At 67.5% G+C, this 16,008-nt stretch carries 14 protein-coding genes; 12 read left to right on the top strand and 2 right to left on the bottom strand.

Annotated features, from left to right (window positions below):
- Nucleotides 1-563: 563 nt before the first annotated feature.
- On the bottom strand, nucleotides 564-965 hold the full coding sequence (msrB, locus tag K3F48_RS07060) for a peptide-methionine (R)-S-oxide reductase MsrB (RefSeq protein WP_222574710.1): 402 nt from the start codon (nucleotides 963-965) through the stop codon (nucleotides 564-566).
- Between the two features lie 183 nt (nucleotides 966-1,148).
- Between msrB and K3F48_RS07055 the strand changes: the two genes are divergently transcribed.
- The 8 genes from K3F48_RS07055 to fabD all read left to right on the top strand — a co-directional run bounded on the left by K3F48_RS07055 (nucleotide 1,149) and on the right by fabD (nucleotide 10,014).
- Nucleotides 1,149-2,615, top strand: a complete 1,467-nt coding sequence (locus tag K3F48_RS07055) for an amino acid permease (RefSeq protein ID WP_222574760.1) — start codon at nucleotides 1,149-1,151, stop codon at nucleotides 2,613-2,615.
- Between the two features lie 43 nt (nucleotides 2,616-2,658).
- The gene (gene lgt, locus K3F48_RS07050; RefSeq protein WP_222574709.1) at nucleotides 2,659-3,474 is read left to right on the top strand and encodes a prolipoprotein diacylglyceryl transferase; all 816 of its coding nucleotides are present in this window, start codon (nucleotides 2,659-2,661) and stop codon (nucleotides 3,472-3,474) included.
- Complete coding sequence (locus tag K3F48_RS07045; RefSeq protein ID WP_222574708.1) at nucleotides 3,471-4,553, top strand: class I SAM-dependent methyltransferase; 1,083 nt, start codon at nucleotides 3,471-3,473, stop codon at nucleotides 4,551-4,553. The genes lgt and K3F48_RS07045 overlap by 4 nt, the downstream gene beginning before the upstream one ends.
- Nucleotides 4,550-5,317, top strand: coding sequence for a polyphenol oxidase family protein (locus K3F48_RS07040; RefSeq protein WP_222574707.1), 768 nt, complete (start codon nucleotides 4,550-4,552; stop codon nucleotides 5,315-5,317). The genes K3F48_RS07045 and K3F48_RS07040 overlap by 4 nt, the downstream gene beginning before the upstream one ends.
- Before the next feature lie 334 nt (nucleotides 5,318-5,651).
- A complete protein-coding gene (locus K3F48_RS07035) occupies nucleotides 5,652-7,064 on the top strand; it encodes a circularly permuted type 2 ATP-grasp protein (protein WP_255608572.1) in 1,413 nt (470 codons plus the stop codon).
- 45 nt (nucleotides 7,065-7,109) lie between these two features.
- A complete protein-coding gene (locus K3F48_RS07030) occupies nucleotides 7,110-8,054 on the top strand; it encodes an alpha-E domain-containing protein (protein WP_222574705.1) in 945 nt (314 codons plus the stop codon).
- Nucleotides 8,055-8,090: 36 nt separating this feature from the next.
- Nucleotides 8,091-8,912 (top strand): transglutaminase family protein, encoded by an 822-nt coding sequence (locus tag K3F48_RS07025; RefSeq protein ID WP_222574704.1) that lies wholly within the window; start codon nucleotides 8,091-8,093, stop codon nucleotides 8,910-8,912.
- A 160-nt stretch (nucleotides 8,913-9,072) separates the two neighbouring features.
- Nucleotides 9,073-10,014 carry an ACP S-malonyltransferase gene (gene fabD / locus K3F48_RS07020; protein ID WP_222574703.1) on the top strand — a complete coding sequence of 314 codons (942 nt, stop codon included), beginning with the start codon at nucleotides 9,073-9,075 and terminating at the stop codon, nucleotides 10,012-10,014.
- Between the two features lie 56 nt (nucleotides 10,015-10,070).
- Here the strand turns inward: fabD and K3F48_RS07015 are convergent, their stop codons facing one another.
- Nucleotides 10,071-10,904 (bottom strand): outer membrane protein, encoded by an 834-nt coding sequence (locus tag K3F48_RS07015; protein WP_222574702.1) that lies wholly within the window; start codon nucleotides 10,902-10,904, stop codon nucleotides 10,071-10,073.
- 405 nt (nucleotides 10,905-11,309) lie between these two features.
- Here K3F48_RS07015 and fabG point away from each other — a divergent pair, with 405 nt between their 5' ends.
- The 4 genes from fabG to mltG all read left to right on the top strand — a co-directional run bounded on the left by fabG (nucleotide 11,310) and on the right by mltG (nucleotide 15,916).
- Complete coding sequence (gene fabG, locus K3F48_RS07010) at nucleotides 11,310-12,047, top strand: 3-oxoacyl-[acyl-carrier-protein] reductase (protein WP_222574701.1); 738 nt, start codon at nucleotides 11,310-11,312, stop codon at nucleotides 12,045-12,047.
- Nucleotides 12,048-12,316: 269 nt separating this feature from the next.
- Complete coding sequence (locus K3F48_RS07005; RefSeq protein ID WP_116637600.1) at nucleotides 12,317-12,556, top strand: acyl carrier protein; 240 nt, start codon at nucleotides 12,317-12,319, stop codon at nucleotides 12,554-12,556.
- Between the two features lie 112 nt (nucleotides 12,557-12,668).
- Entirely contained in the window at nucleotides 12,669-13,931 is a 1,263-nt protein-coding gene (gene fabF / locus K3F48_RS07000; protein ID WP_222574700.1) for a beta-ketoacyl-ACP synthase II, read from the top strand.
- Between the two features lie 119 nt (nucleotides 13,932-14,050).
- On the top strand, nucleotides 14,051-15,916 hold the full coding sequence (gene mltG, locus K3F48_RS06995) for an endolytic transglycosylase MltG (protein WP_222574699.1): 1,866 nt from the start codon (nucleotides 14,051-14,053) through the stop codon (nucleotides 15,914-15,916).
- Nucleotides 15,917-16,008 lie beyond the last annotated feature (92 nt).

The following is a 16,008-nucleotide window of genomic DNA, read 5'->3' as shown; positions in this document are numbered from 1 at the left end:
GGACGCGCAAACGGCTGCGGGGCGAAGACCACGGCTCGCCCGGTCTTCGCCGTTATCGAGCGGCGAAGTTAGAACCTTCCGATTGCTTCATCAAGTTGTCCCCGGATGCAGTCCCGCGCCTTCGGCGCGTTGTCGCCCCTCGCGGCATCCGGTCGAAAACTCGCCCGCGCCGCCCCTATGGCGGAAAGCGAATTTCCTCGTCAAGGGAAATTATTGTCGCGGCGCACGCGTCTATCGCCCCGAAAACAGGGGGAATTGCGCATTCCCTCTTCGCTCGGAGACGCATATGGGGAGACCGCCATATTCGATCAGCCGGGCTGTAGACCCTGCCCGAACCCCACTCGTTCAGGCTAGCACGGGGGCGGCGCCCAGACGATCGCCGCCTGGGACGAAAATCCCAGCAAAGGCCGAGCATTTTCGGCTCGACGAATCAGCAGAACGGTGTGCCGCTATCTCTAGAGGTGGGTCGGGCGGCGCCGGTGGAAGGTCGGGACCCCACCCTGCCCCCCACGAGCGGGGGAGGGGTGGGTCGCTCGACGAATGGGACAACGCCCACCCGAGCGTCACTCCGGAAAAAAATTCAGCGCGACGCCGTTGATGCAGTAGCGCAACCCCGTCGGCGGCGGGCCGTCGGGAAAGACATGGCCGAGATGAGAACCGCAGCGGCTGCAATGGACTTCCGTCCGGACCATGCCATAGCTGCGGTCGACGGTGGTCGCGACCGAGCCCTCGACCGGATCGAAGAAGCTGGGCCAGCCGGTGCCGCTGTCGAATTTCTGGCGGGAGGCGAATAGCGGCTGATCGCATCCGGCGCAGGTGAAGACGCCGGCGCGCTTTTCCTCGTTGAGGGCGCAGCTGCCGGGCCGCTCGGTGCCATGCTCGCGCATCACCGCATATTGCTCGGGCGTCAGGCGGGCGCGCCATTCCTCGTCGGCGCGCGTCACCGCGAATTGATCGTCCTTCATCTCTCGTCTCCTCGAGCGGGTCTCGGGACTGTCTCTGGCGGGCATTCTAGCACGGGCTTGCGGCGGCGCGAGCAGACCGGAGACGCCGGCTCTTGTTTCCGCTCCGCGGCGCAACCATAATCTCCCGCCGATTTCGGGCCGCGCTCCCGTCCGGGAGCGCCACTCGCAGGGAAGGGGTATTTGGTGGTCCAAAAAACGACGACCGGCGCCAAGACGCCGAGGCGGCATTTCTTCGCCCGCAAGTCGGTCGAGCAAATCCTCGCCGAGCACGATCGTGGCGAGGGCGTCAAATTCGCGCGCGCGCTCGGTCCCGTCTCGCTCACCGCGCTCGGCATCGGCGGGATCATCGGCGCCGGCATATTCGTGCTGACCGGCACTGTGGCCGCCAATTCCGCGGGCCCGGGCGTCGCGCTCTCCTTCGCGCTCGCCGGCCTCGCCTGCGCCTTCGTCGCCTTGTGCTATGCGGAGCTCGCGGCGCTCATTCCCGTCGCCGGCAGCGCCTATACCTATACTTACGCCACGCTCGGCGAGCTCTTCGCCTGGATCATCGGCTGGGACCTCGTGCTCGAATATGGGCTCGGCGCCGCCACGGTCGCCGTCGGCTGGGCCGGCTATTTCAACCGCGTGCTGAATGGATTGGGAATCGTTCTGCCGCCGCAATGGACGACGGCCATGTTCGCCGATCCGGGCCATGCCGGCGGCGGCGGCTATTTCAACGTCCCGGCCGCGCTCGTCGTGCTGGCGCTCTCCGCGCTGCTGGCGCGCGGCACGCGCGAATCCTCGCAATTCAACAATTTCATCGTGCTCGTGAAGCTGGCGGTGGTGCTGATCGTCATCGGCTTCGGCGCCTTCCATGTCGACATGGCGCATTGGACGCCCTTCGTGCCCGAGAACACCGGAGAATTCGGTCATTTCGGCTGGAGCGGCGTGCTGCGCGGCGCCTCCATCGTCTTCTTCTCCTACATCGGCTTCGACGCCGTCTCGACCGCGGCGCAGGAGGCCAAGCTCCCGCAGCGCGACGTGCCGGTCGGCATCATCGGCTCGCTCCTCATCTGCACGATATTGTTCATCGCCGTCGCCGCCGTCGCGACCGGCGTCGTATCTTACACGACGTTGAATGTGCCGGATCCGATCGCCGTGGCGATGGATGCGACCGGCGCGTCCTGGATGGCCTGGATCGTCAAGATCGGCGCCCTCGCCGGCCTCACCACTGTGATCTTGGCTCTGTTGTTCGGCCAGACCCGCGTCTTCTACTCGATGGCGCATGACGGCTTGCTGCCGCCGATCTTCGCCCGGCTGCACCGAAGCTGGGGCACGCCCGCGATCAGCCAGATGGTCGTCGGCGTCCTGGTGGCGATCGCCGCCGGCCTGTTTCCGATCGCCATTCTCGGCGAGATGGTGTCGATCGGCACGCTCTCGGCCTTCGCCCTCGTCTGCGGCGCGGTGATATATCTGCGCCGCAAGAGCCCGGATCTGCACCGGCCGTTCCGCGCGCCGGGCATTCCGGTGGTGCCGATCATCGGCATTTTCTCCTGCTTCGGCCTGATGGCCGCCCTGCCGATCGAGACCTGGATCCGTCTCTTCGTCTGGATGGCGATCGGCCTCGCCTTCTATTATTGCTACGGCAGCCTGCGCACGCGGCGCGGCTGAGAATCGCGGGCGTGGAAGCGCGGCCAGACACTCGGATTGCAAGATGCTCGTTCTTCCCTTTCCGATGATCGATCCGGTGCTCGTCGAGATCGGCCCGGTTCCGATCCGCTGGTATGCGCTCGCCTATATCGCCGGGCTCGCGCTCGGCTGGGCCTGCGCGCGCCGCCTCGTCGCCGCCGATGGGTTGTGGAGCGCGACGCCGCGGCCCTCGCCTGCGAGCCTCGACGACCTCCTCGTCTATGTCGCGCTCGGCGTCATCATCGGCGGGCGGCTCGGCCATGTGCTGTTCTATGAGCGCGCCTTCTATTTCGCCCATCCGGAGGAGATCGTGAAAACCTGGAAGGGCGGCATGGCCTTCCATGGCGGGCTCATCGGCGCGATCGTCGGCATGAGCGTGTTCGCTCTGCGCGAGAAAGTGCTCGCGCTCACGGTGAGCGATATTTGCGCGACCGTGGCGCCGATCGGCATTTTCTTCGGCCGCCTCGCCAATTTCATCAAGCCGGAGATGTGGGGCCGGCCGAGCGACGTTCCGTGGGCCATGGTCTTTCCGGGCGCGGGCGATGTGGCGCGCCATCCGAGCCAGCTCTACGAGGCCGGGCTCGAAGGGCTCGCGCTGTTCCTCGTGCTCGCCGTCGCGGCGCGGCGCGGCGCGTTGAAGCGGCCCGGCCTCGCGACGGGCCTGTTCGGCGTCGGCTATGGCGCCGCGCGCATCGCCAGCGAGTTCTTCCGCGAGCCCGATCCCGTGTCCGAGGCGCTCGGCGACGGGCTCACCATGGGCATGGCGCTGTCGGCGCCGATGGTTCTCGTCGGCGCGGCGCTCGTCGCTTTCGCGCTTCGCCCGCAGCGGGTCGCGGCATGAGCGCGCTGCGCGACGAGATCATCGCGTCGATCGCGCAGGACGGCCCGATCACGCTCGAGCGCTTCATGTCGCTGGCGCTCTCGCATCCGACGCTCGGCTATTACATGACGCGCGATCCGTTCGGCGCCGGCGGCGATTTCATCACCGCGCCGGAGATCAGCCAGATGTTCGGCGAGCTCCTGGGCCTGTGGGCGCAGGAGGCCTGGCGCGCCGCCGGCGCGCCGGCGCCGGCGCAACTGATCGAGCTCGGCCCCGGGCGCGGAACGCTGATGTCGGATGTGCTGCGCGTCGCGCGCATCACGCCGAGCTTCCTCGCTGCGATGCAGGTTCATCTCGTCGAGACGAGCCCGGTTCTGCAGGCAACGCAGCGCCGCACGCTCGCCGACGCGAAGGCGAGCGTCTCCTGGAGCGCCGACATCGCCTCGATCCCGCAGGGGCCGGCGATCCTTCTCGCCAATGAGTTTTTCGACGCTCTGCCCGTGCGCCATTATGTGAAGACGCCGCGCGGCTGGAGCGAGCGGCTCGTCGGCCTCGACGAGGCGGGCGCGCTCGCCTTCGGCGTCGGCGAGGCGATCGAGCCCGACCTCACCGTCGACGCGCCCGAAGGATCGATCATCGAGATCGGCGCCGTCGGCGTGCGGCTGATGAGCGAGATCGCGGCGCGGCTCGTGGCGCAGGGCGGCGCCCTGCTCGTCGTCGACTATGGCTACACGCAGACCGCCCTCGGCGAGACGCTGCAGGCGGTGGCGCGGCATGCCTATGTCGATCCGCTGGAGGCGCCGGGCGAGGCCGATCTGACGACCCATGTCGATTTCGCCGCGCTCGCCCGCGCTGCGAGCGCGGCGGGCGCGCGCGTCCAGGGGCCGGTGACGCAGGGCGCCTTCCTGGAGCGGCTGGGCATCGTCGAGCGCGCCGAAGCCTTGAGCAAGCGCGCGACGCCGGCGCAGGCCGCGGACATCGCCGCCGCGCTGCAACGGCTCATTGGGACCGACGAGCCGAAGCGCGACATGGGCGAATTGTTCAAGGTGATGGCGGTGACGCATCCGGCCATGCCCGATCTTCCCGGATTCGTCCCATGAACGAGCTGACCGCCGAAAATCTCGCTCTGCCGGGCGTCGCCCATGCCTTTTTCACGCGCGCCGGCGGCGTGTCGGACGGCGTTTACGCTTCGCTGAACGGCGGGGTCGGCTCGCGCGACGATCCGGTCCGCGTCGGCGAGAACCGCGCCCGCATGGCGCGTCGCCTCGGCGTCGCGGCGGAGCGCCTGCTGGTGCCCTATCAGATCCATTCGAACGAGGCGCTCTATGTCGCCGAGCCTTGGCAGGACGAGGCGCGGCCGCGCTGCGACGGGCTCGTCACCGATGTCGTCGGCCTCGCGCTCGGCGTGACCGGCGCCGATTGCGGCATGCTGCTCTTCGTCGATGCGCGCGCCGGGGTGATCGGCGCCTGCCATGCGGGCTGGAAGGGCGCCATCTTCGGCATGATCGAGGCGACGCTCGCCGCCATGGAGCGGCGCGGCGCGCGGCGCGCCGATATTCATGTCGCGCTCGGGCCGGCGATCGCGCGCGAGAGCTATGAGGTCGGACCGGAGTTCGTCGAGCGATTCCGCGCCGAGGACCCCGCCCATGCGGGCTTTTTCGCGCCGTCGACGCGCGAAGGTCATTGCCTGTTCGATCTGCCCGGCTTCATCGCAACGCGCGTGACGCGGGCGGAGGTCGCGTCCTTCGTGGATTTGCGCATCGATACTTACGCCAATGAGACGCGCTGCTTCAGCTATCGCCGCAGCGTGCATCGCGTCGAGCCGGATTATGGCCGGCTCGTCTCGGCGATCGCGCTCGCTTGAGGCGGGGACGATGGTTTCCCACGAAGATCAGCAATTCTAAATCGCCCTCGCGCCGAACGCTCATCAAAAAGCCGAGCTCACGAAAGCCCAAAAACGCGACCCAGGCCCAGCCATTTGGAATCACTGGCGCGCGACGCCTCCGATTGGCGCTGCGAGCGCGATCGGAGTAGAATGGCGCGCGAGCCGAGGACTCGACCATTTCCCATCGTCAGCCGGCTGGCTTGCTTCTTGCCACGCAGGGCTCATGGGCGCGCCGCGCGCGCGAACGGCCGCCCGTGCTGAAACCCCTCGAGGAGAGCGACACGTGCTTTCGAAGGCGGCACAATTCGACGAAATGGGCGGAGTCGACGGCGTGACCCGCCTCCCTTACGAAAAGCTTTCGAAATGGCTGTCATCGGTCGAGCCCGAATTTCTCGCCTCGCGGCGCGCGCAGGCCGAGCTTCTGTTCCGCCGCATCGGCATCACCTTCGCCGTCTATGGCTCGCAGGAGGCGACCGAACGGCTGATCCCCTTCGACATTCTGCCGCGCATCATCGCCCGCGCCGAATGGGCGCAGCTGGAAAAGGGGCTGGTGCAGCGGGTGAAGGCGCTGAACCTCTTCCTCGGCGATCTCTATGGGCCGGGCGAAATCCTGCGCGCGGGCGTCGTCCCGTCGGAGCTCGTGTATCGCAATCCGGCGTTCCGGCCGGAGATGGCGGGACGCCGGGTTCCGCATGATATTTTCGTGCATATCGCCGGCATCGACATCATCCGCACCGACGACGACGGCTTCTATGTGCTGGAGGACAACGCCCGCACGCCCTCCGGCGTCTCCTATATGCTCGAGAATCGCGAAGTGCTGATGCGGCTGCTGCCGGATCTCTTCGCTCTGCATCGCGTCGCGCCGATCGAGAATTATCCGGATCAGCTGCTCGCGACATTGCGCTCGGCCGCCCCGCGCAGCGCCGGCGCCGATCCGGTCAGCGTGCTGCTGACGCCCGGCCAATATAATTCAGCTTTCTACGAGCACTCCTTCCTCGCCGACAAGCTCGGCGTCGAGCTGGTCGAAGGGCGCGATCTCTTCGTCAAGGACGACGTCGTCTTCATGCGCACGACCGAGGGGCCGCGCCGAGTCGACGTGATCTATCGCCGCATCGACGATGATTTTCTCGATCCGCTCGCCTTCCGCCCCGACTCGGCCCTGGGCGTCGCCGGCCTGATGGGCGCCTATCATGCGGGCAATGTGACGCTCGCCAATGCAGTCGGCACCGGCGTCGCCGACGACAAGGCGATCTACACCTACATGCCGGAAGTGATCCGCTTCTATCTCGGCGAGGAGCCGCTCTTGAAGAATGTGCCGACCTGGCGCTGCCGCGAGCCGGAGGCCCTCGCCTATGTGCTGGAGCATCTCGACGAGCTGGTGGTGAAGGAGGTCAATGGCTCGGGCGGCTATGGCATGCTGGTCGGCCCGCATGCGACGCGCGCGCAGATCGCCGATTTTGCCGTCAAGCTCGCCGCCAATCCGACGAACTTCATCGCCCAGCCGACTCTCGCCCTCTCCACCTGCCCGGTGTCGGTCGAGCGGGGCGTCGCGCCCCGCCATGTCGATCTGCGGCCTTTCGTGCTCTATGGCCCGAATGGCGCGAGCGTGGTGCCGGGCGGCTTGACGCGCGTCGCCATGACGGAGAATTCTCTGGTGGTGAATTCGAGCCAGGGCGGCGGAACCAAGGACACCTGGATCATCGACGACGCGCCGGCGCGGGCGTGACGATCTTTCGACGACGACTTGCGCGCCGACACACGACGGGACCTCATGCTCTCACGCACCGCCGATAATCTCTACTGGCTGGCTCGTTACATGGAGCGCGCCGATTTCCTCGCGCGCATTCTGCAGGCGACGCGCCGGCTCGCGACGCTGCCCAAAGCTTATGGCGGCGCGGAGACGGAATGGGAGAGCGCGCTGCTCTCCTCGGGCGCCGCGCCCGCCTTTCACGCCGCCGGCCTTCCGGTCGACGAGGCCAATGTCACCGACTTCCTGGCCTTCTCGCCCGATAATCCGAGCTCGATCCGCAATTGCATCGAGCTCGCCCGCGCCAACGCCCGCGCGGTGCGCACAGCGCTCACCGTCGAAATGTGGGAGGCGATCAACGGCGCTTATCTCGAGCTCAAGGCCTTCGGCCAGCGCGGCGGACGCTCGAGCGAGGATCTGACGCGCTTCCTCGATGTGGTGAAGCAGGTGTCGGCCGCCTATGACGGCGGCGCGCATCGCACCATGCTGCGCAACGACGCCTATTGGTTCTCGCGCGTCGGCCTCTACATCGAGCGCGCCGACAACACCGCGCGCCTGCTCGACGTGAAATATCACGTTCTGCTGCCGGATTCCGAGGCGGTCGGCGGCTCGCTCGATTATTTCCAATGGACGGCCATTCTGCGCGCGGTGTCGGCGCATACGGCCTATCATTGGGTCTATCGCGACAGCTTGAAGCCCTGGCTCGTCGCCGATCTGTTGATCCTGCGGCCGGAGATGCCGCGCTCGCTGATCGCCTGCTATGAGAGCGTCGTGCAAAATCTCGATCGGCTGGGCAAGTCGCACGGCCGCCACGGCCCCGCGCAGCGCCACGGCCGCGCGGTGCTGGGGCAGCTCGAGAACGCCACGATCGAGAGCGTCTTCCACAAGGGCCTGCACGAATTCATCCAGACCTTCATCGCCGACAACCACCGGCTCGGGGCGCTGGTGTCGGAGCAATATCTCTTTTAAGATGCCGAATTCCAACAGAATCGACCCGGCGGAGACATGCTGATCCGAATAAGGCGAGAGACGATCTTTCGCTATGCCGAGCCCGTGAAGACGGCGATCCAGAAGCTCGCGCTCACGCCCCGCAACTATGACGGGCAGCGCGTGCTCGGCTGGCGCATCGACGTCGATCACGATTGCCGCCTGCGCGCCTGCGAGGACGCTTTCGGCAATATCGCGCATAGTCTCGGCGTCGAGGGGCCGCTCGATGCGCTGACCATTCTCGTCGAGGGCGAGGTCGAGACCTTCGACACGGCCGGCGTGGTGCGCGGCGCGGTCGAGCGCTTTCCGCCGCAGCTCTATCTGCGTGAGACCCCGCAGACCGAAAGCGTCGCCGCGCTGCGCGCCTTCGCGTGCGAGACGACGCAACGAGCCGCGGACAATCTGTCGAAGCTGCATGCGCTGCTCGGCGCTCTGCATGAAACGCTGCTGTTCGATCCGCATGTGTGCGAGCCGAAGGGCGCCGCCGCCGACGCGCTGGCGCGCCGCAATGGCGGCGCCGCCGATCTGACGCATGTCTTCATCGCCTGCTCGCGCGCGCTCGACATTCCGTCGCGCTTCGTCTCCGGCTATGTGCTGCGCGCCGACGCGCGCGCCGCCGAGCACGCTTGGGCGGAGAGCCTGGTGGAAGGGCTCGGCTGGGTCGGATTCGACGCGGCGGAAGGCGCCTCGCCCGACGAGAGCTATGTGCGCGCCGCCGTGGCGCTCGACCATCTCGGCGCGGCGCCGATCCGCGCCGCGCGCGCCGGCGGCGGCAAGGAGACGACGCAGGTGCGCGTGTCCGTGGCGCGCGGCCAGAGCCAGTTCCAGAGCCAGTCCTAGAGCGCCATCCGATCCGATTGGATCGGATGGCGCTTTCGAACCGCTAGAGGCGCGCTCCCCGGCCCGCTCGCCTCGAGCTCGCTCTCGCCGACTTGACAGCTCGCCGCCCATGGGCCACTCGGCGCGCCTGTCGAGGGCAATGAAACGAGGCGAGCAGCGCATGGCGAGGGCTTTTCTTTTTCCGGGTCAGGGGTCGCAGGCGGTCGGCATGGGCAAGGCGCTGGGCGAGGCGTTCGCCGAGGCGCGAGCCGTCTTCGCCGAGGTCGACGACGCGCTCGGCGCGCCGCTCTCGACCTTGATGTTCGAGGGCCCGGAGGCCGAGCTCACTCTGACCGCCAATGCTCAGCCGGCGCTGATGGCGGTCTCCCTCGCCGCGATCCGCGTGCTGGAGGCGCAGGCGGGCCTCGATCTTTCTTGCGACGCGGCTTTCGTCGCCGGCCATTCGCTCGGCGAATATTCGGCGCTCGCCGCCGCCGGCGCCCTTTCGATCGCCGATACGGCGCGGCTGCTGCGCCTGCGCGGAAAGGCCATGCAGGCCGCGGTCCCGGTGGGAGAGGGAGCCATGGCCGCGCTGCTGGGCGTCGAGCTCGAGGCGGCGCGCGAGATCGCCGCGGAGGCGGCTCGAGGCGCCGTGTGCCAGGTCGCCAATGACAATGGCGGCGGCCAGATCGTCGTCTCCGGGACAAAGGCGGCGGTGGAGCGCGCGATCGAGATCGCCAAGGGGCGCGGCGTGAAGCGCGCCGTTCCGCTGCCCGTGTCCGCGCCCTTCCATTGCATGCTGATGCAGCCCGCGGCCGACGCCATGCGCGCGGCGCTGGCGACGACGCGGATCGACGCGCCGCGCGTCCCGGTCGTCGCCAATGTCACGGCGGCGCCGGCGCGAGAGCCCGAGGAGATTCGCCGCCTGCTCGTCGAGCAGGTGACGGGAACAGTGCGCTGGCGCGAATGCGTGGATTTCATGGCGGGAGAGGGCGTCGACAAATTCGTGGAATGCGGCGCCGGCAAGGTGCTGACCGGCCTCTTGAAGCGCATCGCGCCGCAGGCGGCGGGGATCAGCGTCGGCGCTCCGGCCGATCTCGACGCCTATCGCGGCTTCGTCTGAGCACGAGAAAAGCCCGGCCGTAGGGGCCGGGCTCTAATTCGGACGGAAGGCGGGCCTCAGTATCTGGCGATGACCGGAGCGGGCGTGAACAGGTTGAAATGATAGTTCACGCCGGCCCGCACCGTGTTGATCTGGGTGCGGCGGCGATTGTTCCACCAGTTCCCGCCCCAGGCGCCGACGCCGACGACGCCGGGCGTGACCGGCAGCGTCGCCAGCAGCCACGCGTCGTTGTTGTTATTGTTATTTTCGAGCTCCGTATAGAGGTATTCGATCTTCGCGGACCAGTTCGGCAGGAAGGCCCATTCCAGGCCGCCGCCGGCGGTCCAGCCGGTGCGGATCTGGCCATTGTTGTTGTTGCCCCACCAGTTCAACAGGGTGGAGCGATTCACCTCGCCATAGCCGAAGCCGCCCGTGCCGTAGATCAGGAGGCGCGAATCGAGCAGGGCGACGCCGAGGCGGCCGCGAACCGTGCCGAACCACGGCACGCGCTCGCGATCGAAGCCGTTGTTCCACCAGCCGGCGCCCCAGCCCCACCAATTATTATTATTGTTGTTGCCGCCGATGCTCGTGCCCTGGATATCGGTTTCGAGGCCGACCACGAACATCGGGCTCAGCTGATAATTATAGCCGATCTGGAGGCCGCCGGAGACGCCAGCGTTCGAGCCGTTGTTGTTGTTCCAATTGTTCCAGCCCCAGCCCCAATTGTTCCGGTCGTTGTTGCGGGTGAGCCAGCTGCCGCCGAGATTGAGGCCGATATAGGGACCGGTCCAGGAGAAGACGGGCGGCGGCACGAACACCGGGGCTTCCTTTCGGGAGGGGAGATCGGCGGCGGCCGCCGGGCCGGCGACGAGCGCTGCGGCGACCGCGAGGGCGGAGAACTTCATATTCATAGGTAGCTCCTTCATTTAAAAAAAATGGCGCGCGCACGCCAATCGCTGTTCGGCTCGTGCGTCACAAGCATTTGGACCGCCACGAAGCAAAGATTTCGTAAATAGGCAGCCGTGTAAACGGCGCGGCTCTCAAAAGCGACATGTTTCCGCGTTTTATATCATCACTGTTGCAAAGAAGCACCCTTAAGTATGGCGATTTTGTCTTGTGATATATACGTAATATACTGACATAGGTTCCGCACAACTACCTAGATCGTTTTCCGATCGAACGGGATCGTTCGATCGATCAGAATTTCCTCCAAATCAAAAAAGCTGGAGCAGAGGGGGCGGCGCAGGGGCGGCGCGGCGGCGATTGCGCGGCGCGCGTCCGGCGCCGTATACAGCCGCGCAAACGACGGGGGAGACATGTTCGATCTGACCGGCAAGACGGCTCTCGTGACTGGCGCGAGCGGCGGCATCGGCAGCGACATCGCGCGTGCGCTGCATGCGCAGGGAGCGGCAGTGGCTCTCTCGGGCACGCGCCACGAGGCGCTGGACGCGCTCGTCGCCGAATTGGGCGAGCGGGCCCATGCCCTGCCCTGCGACCTCGCCGACAAGGCGCAGACGGAGGCGCTGGTCCCCGCGGCCGAGAAGGCGCTCGGCGGGCTCGACATTCTCGTCAACAACGCCGGCATGACCCGCGACATGCTGTTCATGCGGCTGAAGGACGAGGATTGGGAGGCCGTGCTCAACGTCAATCTGACCTCGGCCTTCAGGCTGTCGCGTGCGGCGCTGCGCGGCATGATGCGCAAGCGGTTCGGCCGAATCATCGGCATCTCCTCGGTCGTCGGCGTGACCGGCAATCCGGGGCAGGGAAATTACGCGGCCTCCAAGGCCGGCATGATCGGCATGACCAAGTCGCTCGCCGCCGAGGTCGCCTCGCGCGGCATCACCGTCAACTGCGTCGCGCCCGGCTTCATCGCCACGCCGATGACCGACGCGCTGACCGAGCCGCAGAAGGAGGCGATCCTGCGCGCGGTGCCGGCCGGCCGTCTCGGGACCGGCGCGGACGTGGCCGGCGCTGTCGTCTATCTGGCGAGCGAAGAGTCTGCCTATGTCACGGGCCAGACGCTGCATGTAAACGGCGGAATGGCGATGATCTGAAGCTGCGCCGAAGGGGCGCCGCGCCCCCTCGCCATGGCGAATGAATTATGCTACCAGACGCGACGCTGGCCGGGGGAGTCTCCGTTCGTCGAGTCGGGCGAGCCTCCGGCTCGTTTCCAAAGAGGCGACATTCCGCCGACGTCGCGTGTGCCGAGCAGCGGGAAGGTTGAAGAGGTTTGCCCCCTGAACGATCGAGCGCGGCCGGGACAACGCCGTTCCGGCGCTGCGAAATCGGTATCAGCAGAACAATCGAACGAGGATCAGAACAGATGAGCGATGTCGCCGAGCGCGTAAAGAAGATCGTTGTCGAACATCTCGGCGTCGAGCCCGACAAGGTGGTCGACAAGGCGAATTTCATCGATGATCTCGGAGCCGACTCGCTCGACACGGTCGAGCTGGTCATGGCCTTCGAGGAAGAGTTCGGCGTCGAAATTCCCGACGACGCCGCCGAGACGATTCTCACGGTCGGCGACGCCGTCGCCTTCCTGGAAAAAGCCAAGGCCGCCTGAGAGCGAGCGCTGGCCGCGCGGCGCGATCGGTCCGTTTCGGATCGGCGTCGCGTCTCCCCGTGACATGCGACGTCCGTTGGACGCGGATTGAGAGCAGCGCTCGAGAGCAATCATGCGAAGGGTGGTGATTACTGGGCTCGGCATCGTCTCGCCGCTGGGCTGCGGCGTCGAGGCCAATTGGAAGCGGCTGATCGCCGGCGAGCACGGATTTCGCCGCATCGACACGTTCGAGGCGTCCGACCTTCCCTGTCAGATCGCCGGCGTCGTCCCGCGGGGCGACGGATCGAATGGCGCTTTCGACGCGGATGCTTGGTTCGAACCGAAGGAGCAGCGCAAGGTCGACGATTTCATCGTCTATGCCGCGAGCGCCGCGACGCAAGCGCTGGCCGACGCCGGCTGGAAGGCGGACACGCCGGAGAAGCAGGAGTCGACCGGCGTGCTGATCGGCTCCGGCATCGGCGGGCTCGGCGGCATCTATGAGACGTCCATCACGCTGAAGGAGAAGGGGCCGCGTCGCGTATCGCCCTTCTTCATCTCCGGACGCATCATCAATCTGGCCTCCGGCTATGTGTCGATCATGCACGGGCTCAAGGGGCCCAATCATGCGGTGGTCACCGCCTGCTCGACCGGCGCGCACGCCATCGGCGACGCGGGCCGGCTGATCGCGCTCGGCGAGGCCGAGGTCATGGTGGCCGGCGGCGCCGAATCGCCGGTCAACCGCATCGGCGTCGCCGGCTTCGCCGCCTGCCGCGCGCTGTCCACCGGCTTCAACGACCGGCCCGAGGCCGGCTCGCGCCCCTACGACCGCGACCGCGACGGCTTCGTGATGGGCGAGGGCGCCGGCGTCGTGGTGCTCGAATCCTATGAGCACGCCAAGGCTCGCGGCGCGCGCATCTATGCCGAGCTCGTCGGCTATGGGATGTCGGGCGACGCCTATCACATCACCGCTCCCGCGCCCGACGGCGACGGCGCCTTTCGATGCATGTCGGCGGCGCTGAAGCGGGCGGGGCTGCGGATTTCCGATGTGGATTATGTCAATGCCCATGGCACCTCGACGCCGCTCGGCGACGAGATCGAGCTGGCCGCCGTGCATCGGCTGATCGGCGACGAGCCGCCGCGGCTGTCGATGTCGTCGACCAAATCGGCGATCGGCCATCTGCTCGGCGCCGCCGGCGCGGTGGAGGCGATCTATTCGATTCTCGCCATGCAGCACAATATCGCTCCGCCGACCCGCAATCTCGACAATCCATCCGTCGAGACGGCGATCGATCTCGTTCCGCATGTGGCGCGCGAGCGGACGATCGACATCGCTCTGTCGAATTCCTTCGGCTTCGGCGGCACCAACGCCTCGCTGGTGTTCCGGCGCGTGCAATAGCCGCGCCTTTTCTTTCGCGCTATATGGAGAGCGGTCGCGGTTCCGTCCGTTTCGCGGCCTTTCCGGGATTTCGAGCCGATCGACGCCGCGCCTGACCAAACCGAAGACGGAGTGCTCCGATGATCGATGCTGAGAACGGCCCGCCGGACCAGCCGGAGCACAGCCCAGGCGAGCCGGGTGATCAAAAAAGCTCTCCCGCCTTTTTTCGCCGCCGAGCGAGCCTGCAGAGCGCGAGCCAGGCGCTCCAGCCGGACGCGCCTCCGCCGCCGCCTCCGCGCCGCGCCAAACGTCGCGAGGGCGCGCTCTCGGCGCTCAGCGGCCTGTTGTCGCTGCTGCTGCTGTTCGCCATCGCCGGGGTGTTCGGCCTCATCGCGGTGCTGCACAAGCTGCGCGAGCCGGGTCCGCTCGGCGCGGAAAAAGTGGTCTATATCGCGCCGCGCAGCGACGTTCCCGACATTCTGTCGACGCTCGAGCGCGAGGGCGTCATCGACAGCCCCATGCTGATGAATGTCGCCCTGCTGGTCGAGGGCGCTCGCTCGAAGCTGAAGCCGGGCGAGTATTTGTTCAAGCAGAACGCCAGCCTGCGCGAGGTCATGGACGAGCTCGTCAGCGGACGGCAGCTGCTGCATGGAGTCACCATCCCCGAAGGGCTCACCACCGAGCAGGTGCTGGCGCGGCTGCGCGACAATGACGTGCTCGCAGGCGACATGCCGGAGCTGCCCAAGGAGGGCGCGCTGCTGCCGGAGACCTATAAGGTGGCGCGCGGCTATCCGCGCGCCAAGCTCCTGCTCAAGATGCAGGAGGACCAGCGCAAATTCCTCGACCACATCTGGGCGCGCCGCGCGCCCGACCTGCCGGTCAAGACGCCCTATGAGCTCGTCACCCTGGCGTCGATCGTCGAGAAGGAGACGGGCCGCGCCGACGAACGGCCGCGCGTCGCCGCCGTCTTCGTCAATCGCCTGCGCAAGGGCATGCGGCTGCAGTCCGATCCGACCATCGTTTATGGCCTCGTCGGCGGCAGGGCCACGCTCGGCCGGGGAATCCTGCGGTCCGAGCTCGAGAAATACACGCCCTACAACACGTACACGGTCGACGGGCTGCCGCCGGGGCCGATCGCCAATCCGGGCAAGGCGGCGCTCGAGGCGGCCGCCAATCCCTCCCGCACGCCGGATCTCTATTTCGTCGCCGATGGAACCGGCGGCCATGTGTTCGCCGACTCGCTCGAGCAGCATCAGCGCAATGTGCAGCGCTGGCGCCAGATCGAGCGCGAGCAGAAAGACAAGGCCGCCGCCGGCGTCGACCGGGTCGATCCCGGCGCATTGGTCGGCCCGGCGCCGCAGCCCGATCAACCGCAGCCCGCCGCGCCGCCGGCGCGCCGCCGGCGCAGCGACGCCGACGGCATCGGCCGGCTGGTGGCCGTGGACGAGCCGCGCCAAGAGCACCCGCGCGGTCTGCGCGTCACCGCCGATCATGGCGCGCTGAAGCGGCTCGGCGCCTATCTGCCGGATGTGCCGCCCGAATATTCCGGCGAGAACGAGGAGAGCCTGCGCTCGGCCGCCGAGCGCGCCGCTCTGCCGCAGCTCGCGGCGCCCATATTCGCCACGGCTTTCGCACAGCGCGCCCGGCCCGAGGCGGCCAATGTCGCGCTGCTGCTCGCCGCGCCGCAGGAGGCGGCGGACGCCGACGCCGCCGATGCGGCCGACGACGTCTTCGACCCCTCGGCCAGCTATCCCGTCTCGGATCGTCTGCGCGCCGAGCAGCGTGCGCGGGCGGCGCGGCTCGGCCTCGGCCCGGAGCCGGCGGCGGACGCCGGGGGCGAGACAATGGTCGCCGGCGCCGCGCCGGAGGCAGCCGTCGCGCCTGGACGACGCGGCCGCGCGCGCGCCTTCGACGCCTCCGAGGGCACGCCGCTCGACCCGCTGCGCGACAAAGGCTGGGATTTGAGCTCGCCGAAGACCGTGCCGAATTTGGCGAGCTATCGGTGACGGGCGAATAGCGAGTAGCGAATAGCGAATAGAATGCCGATCGCTACTCGCTACTCGCTACTCGCTATTCGCTATTCGCATTCCACGGGAGC

The organism is Methylosinus sp. Sm6 (assembly GCF_019802345.1).
GTDB lineage: Bacteria > Pseudomonadota > Alphaproteobacteria > Rhizobiales > Beijerinckiaceae > Methylosinus.
Note: the sequence above shows the minus strand (reverse complement) of the source record. Positions and strands in the feature narration are given on the sequence as shown.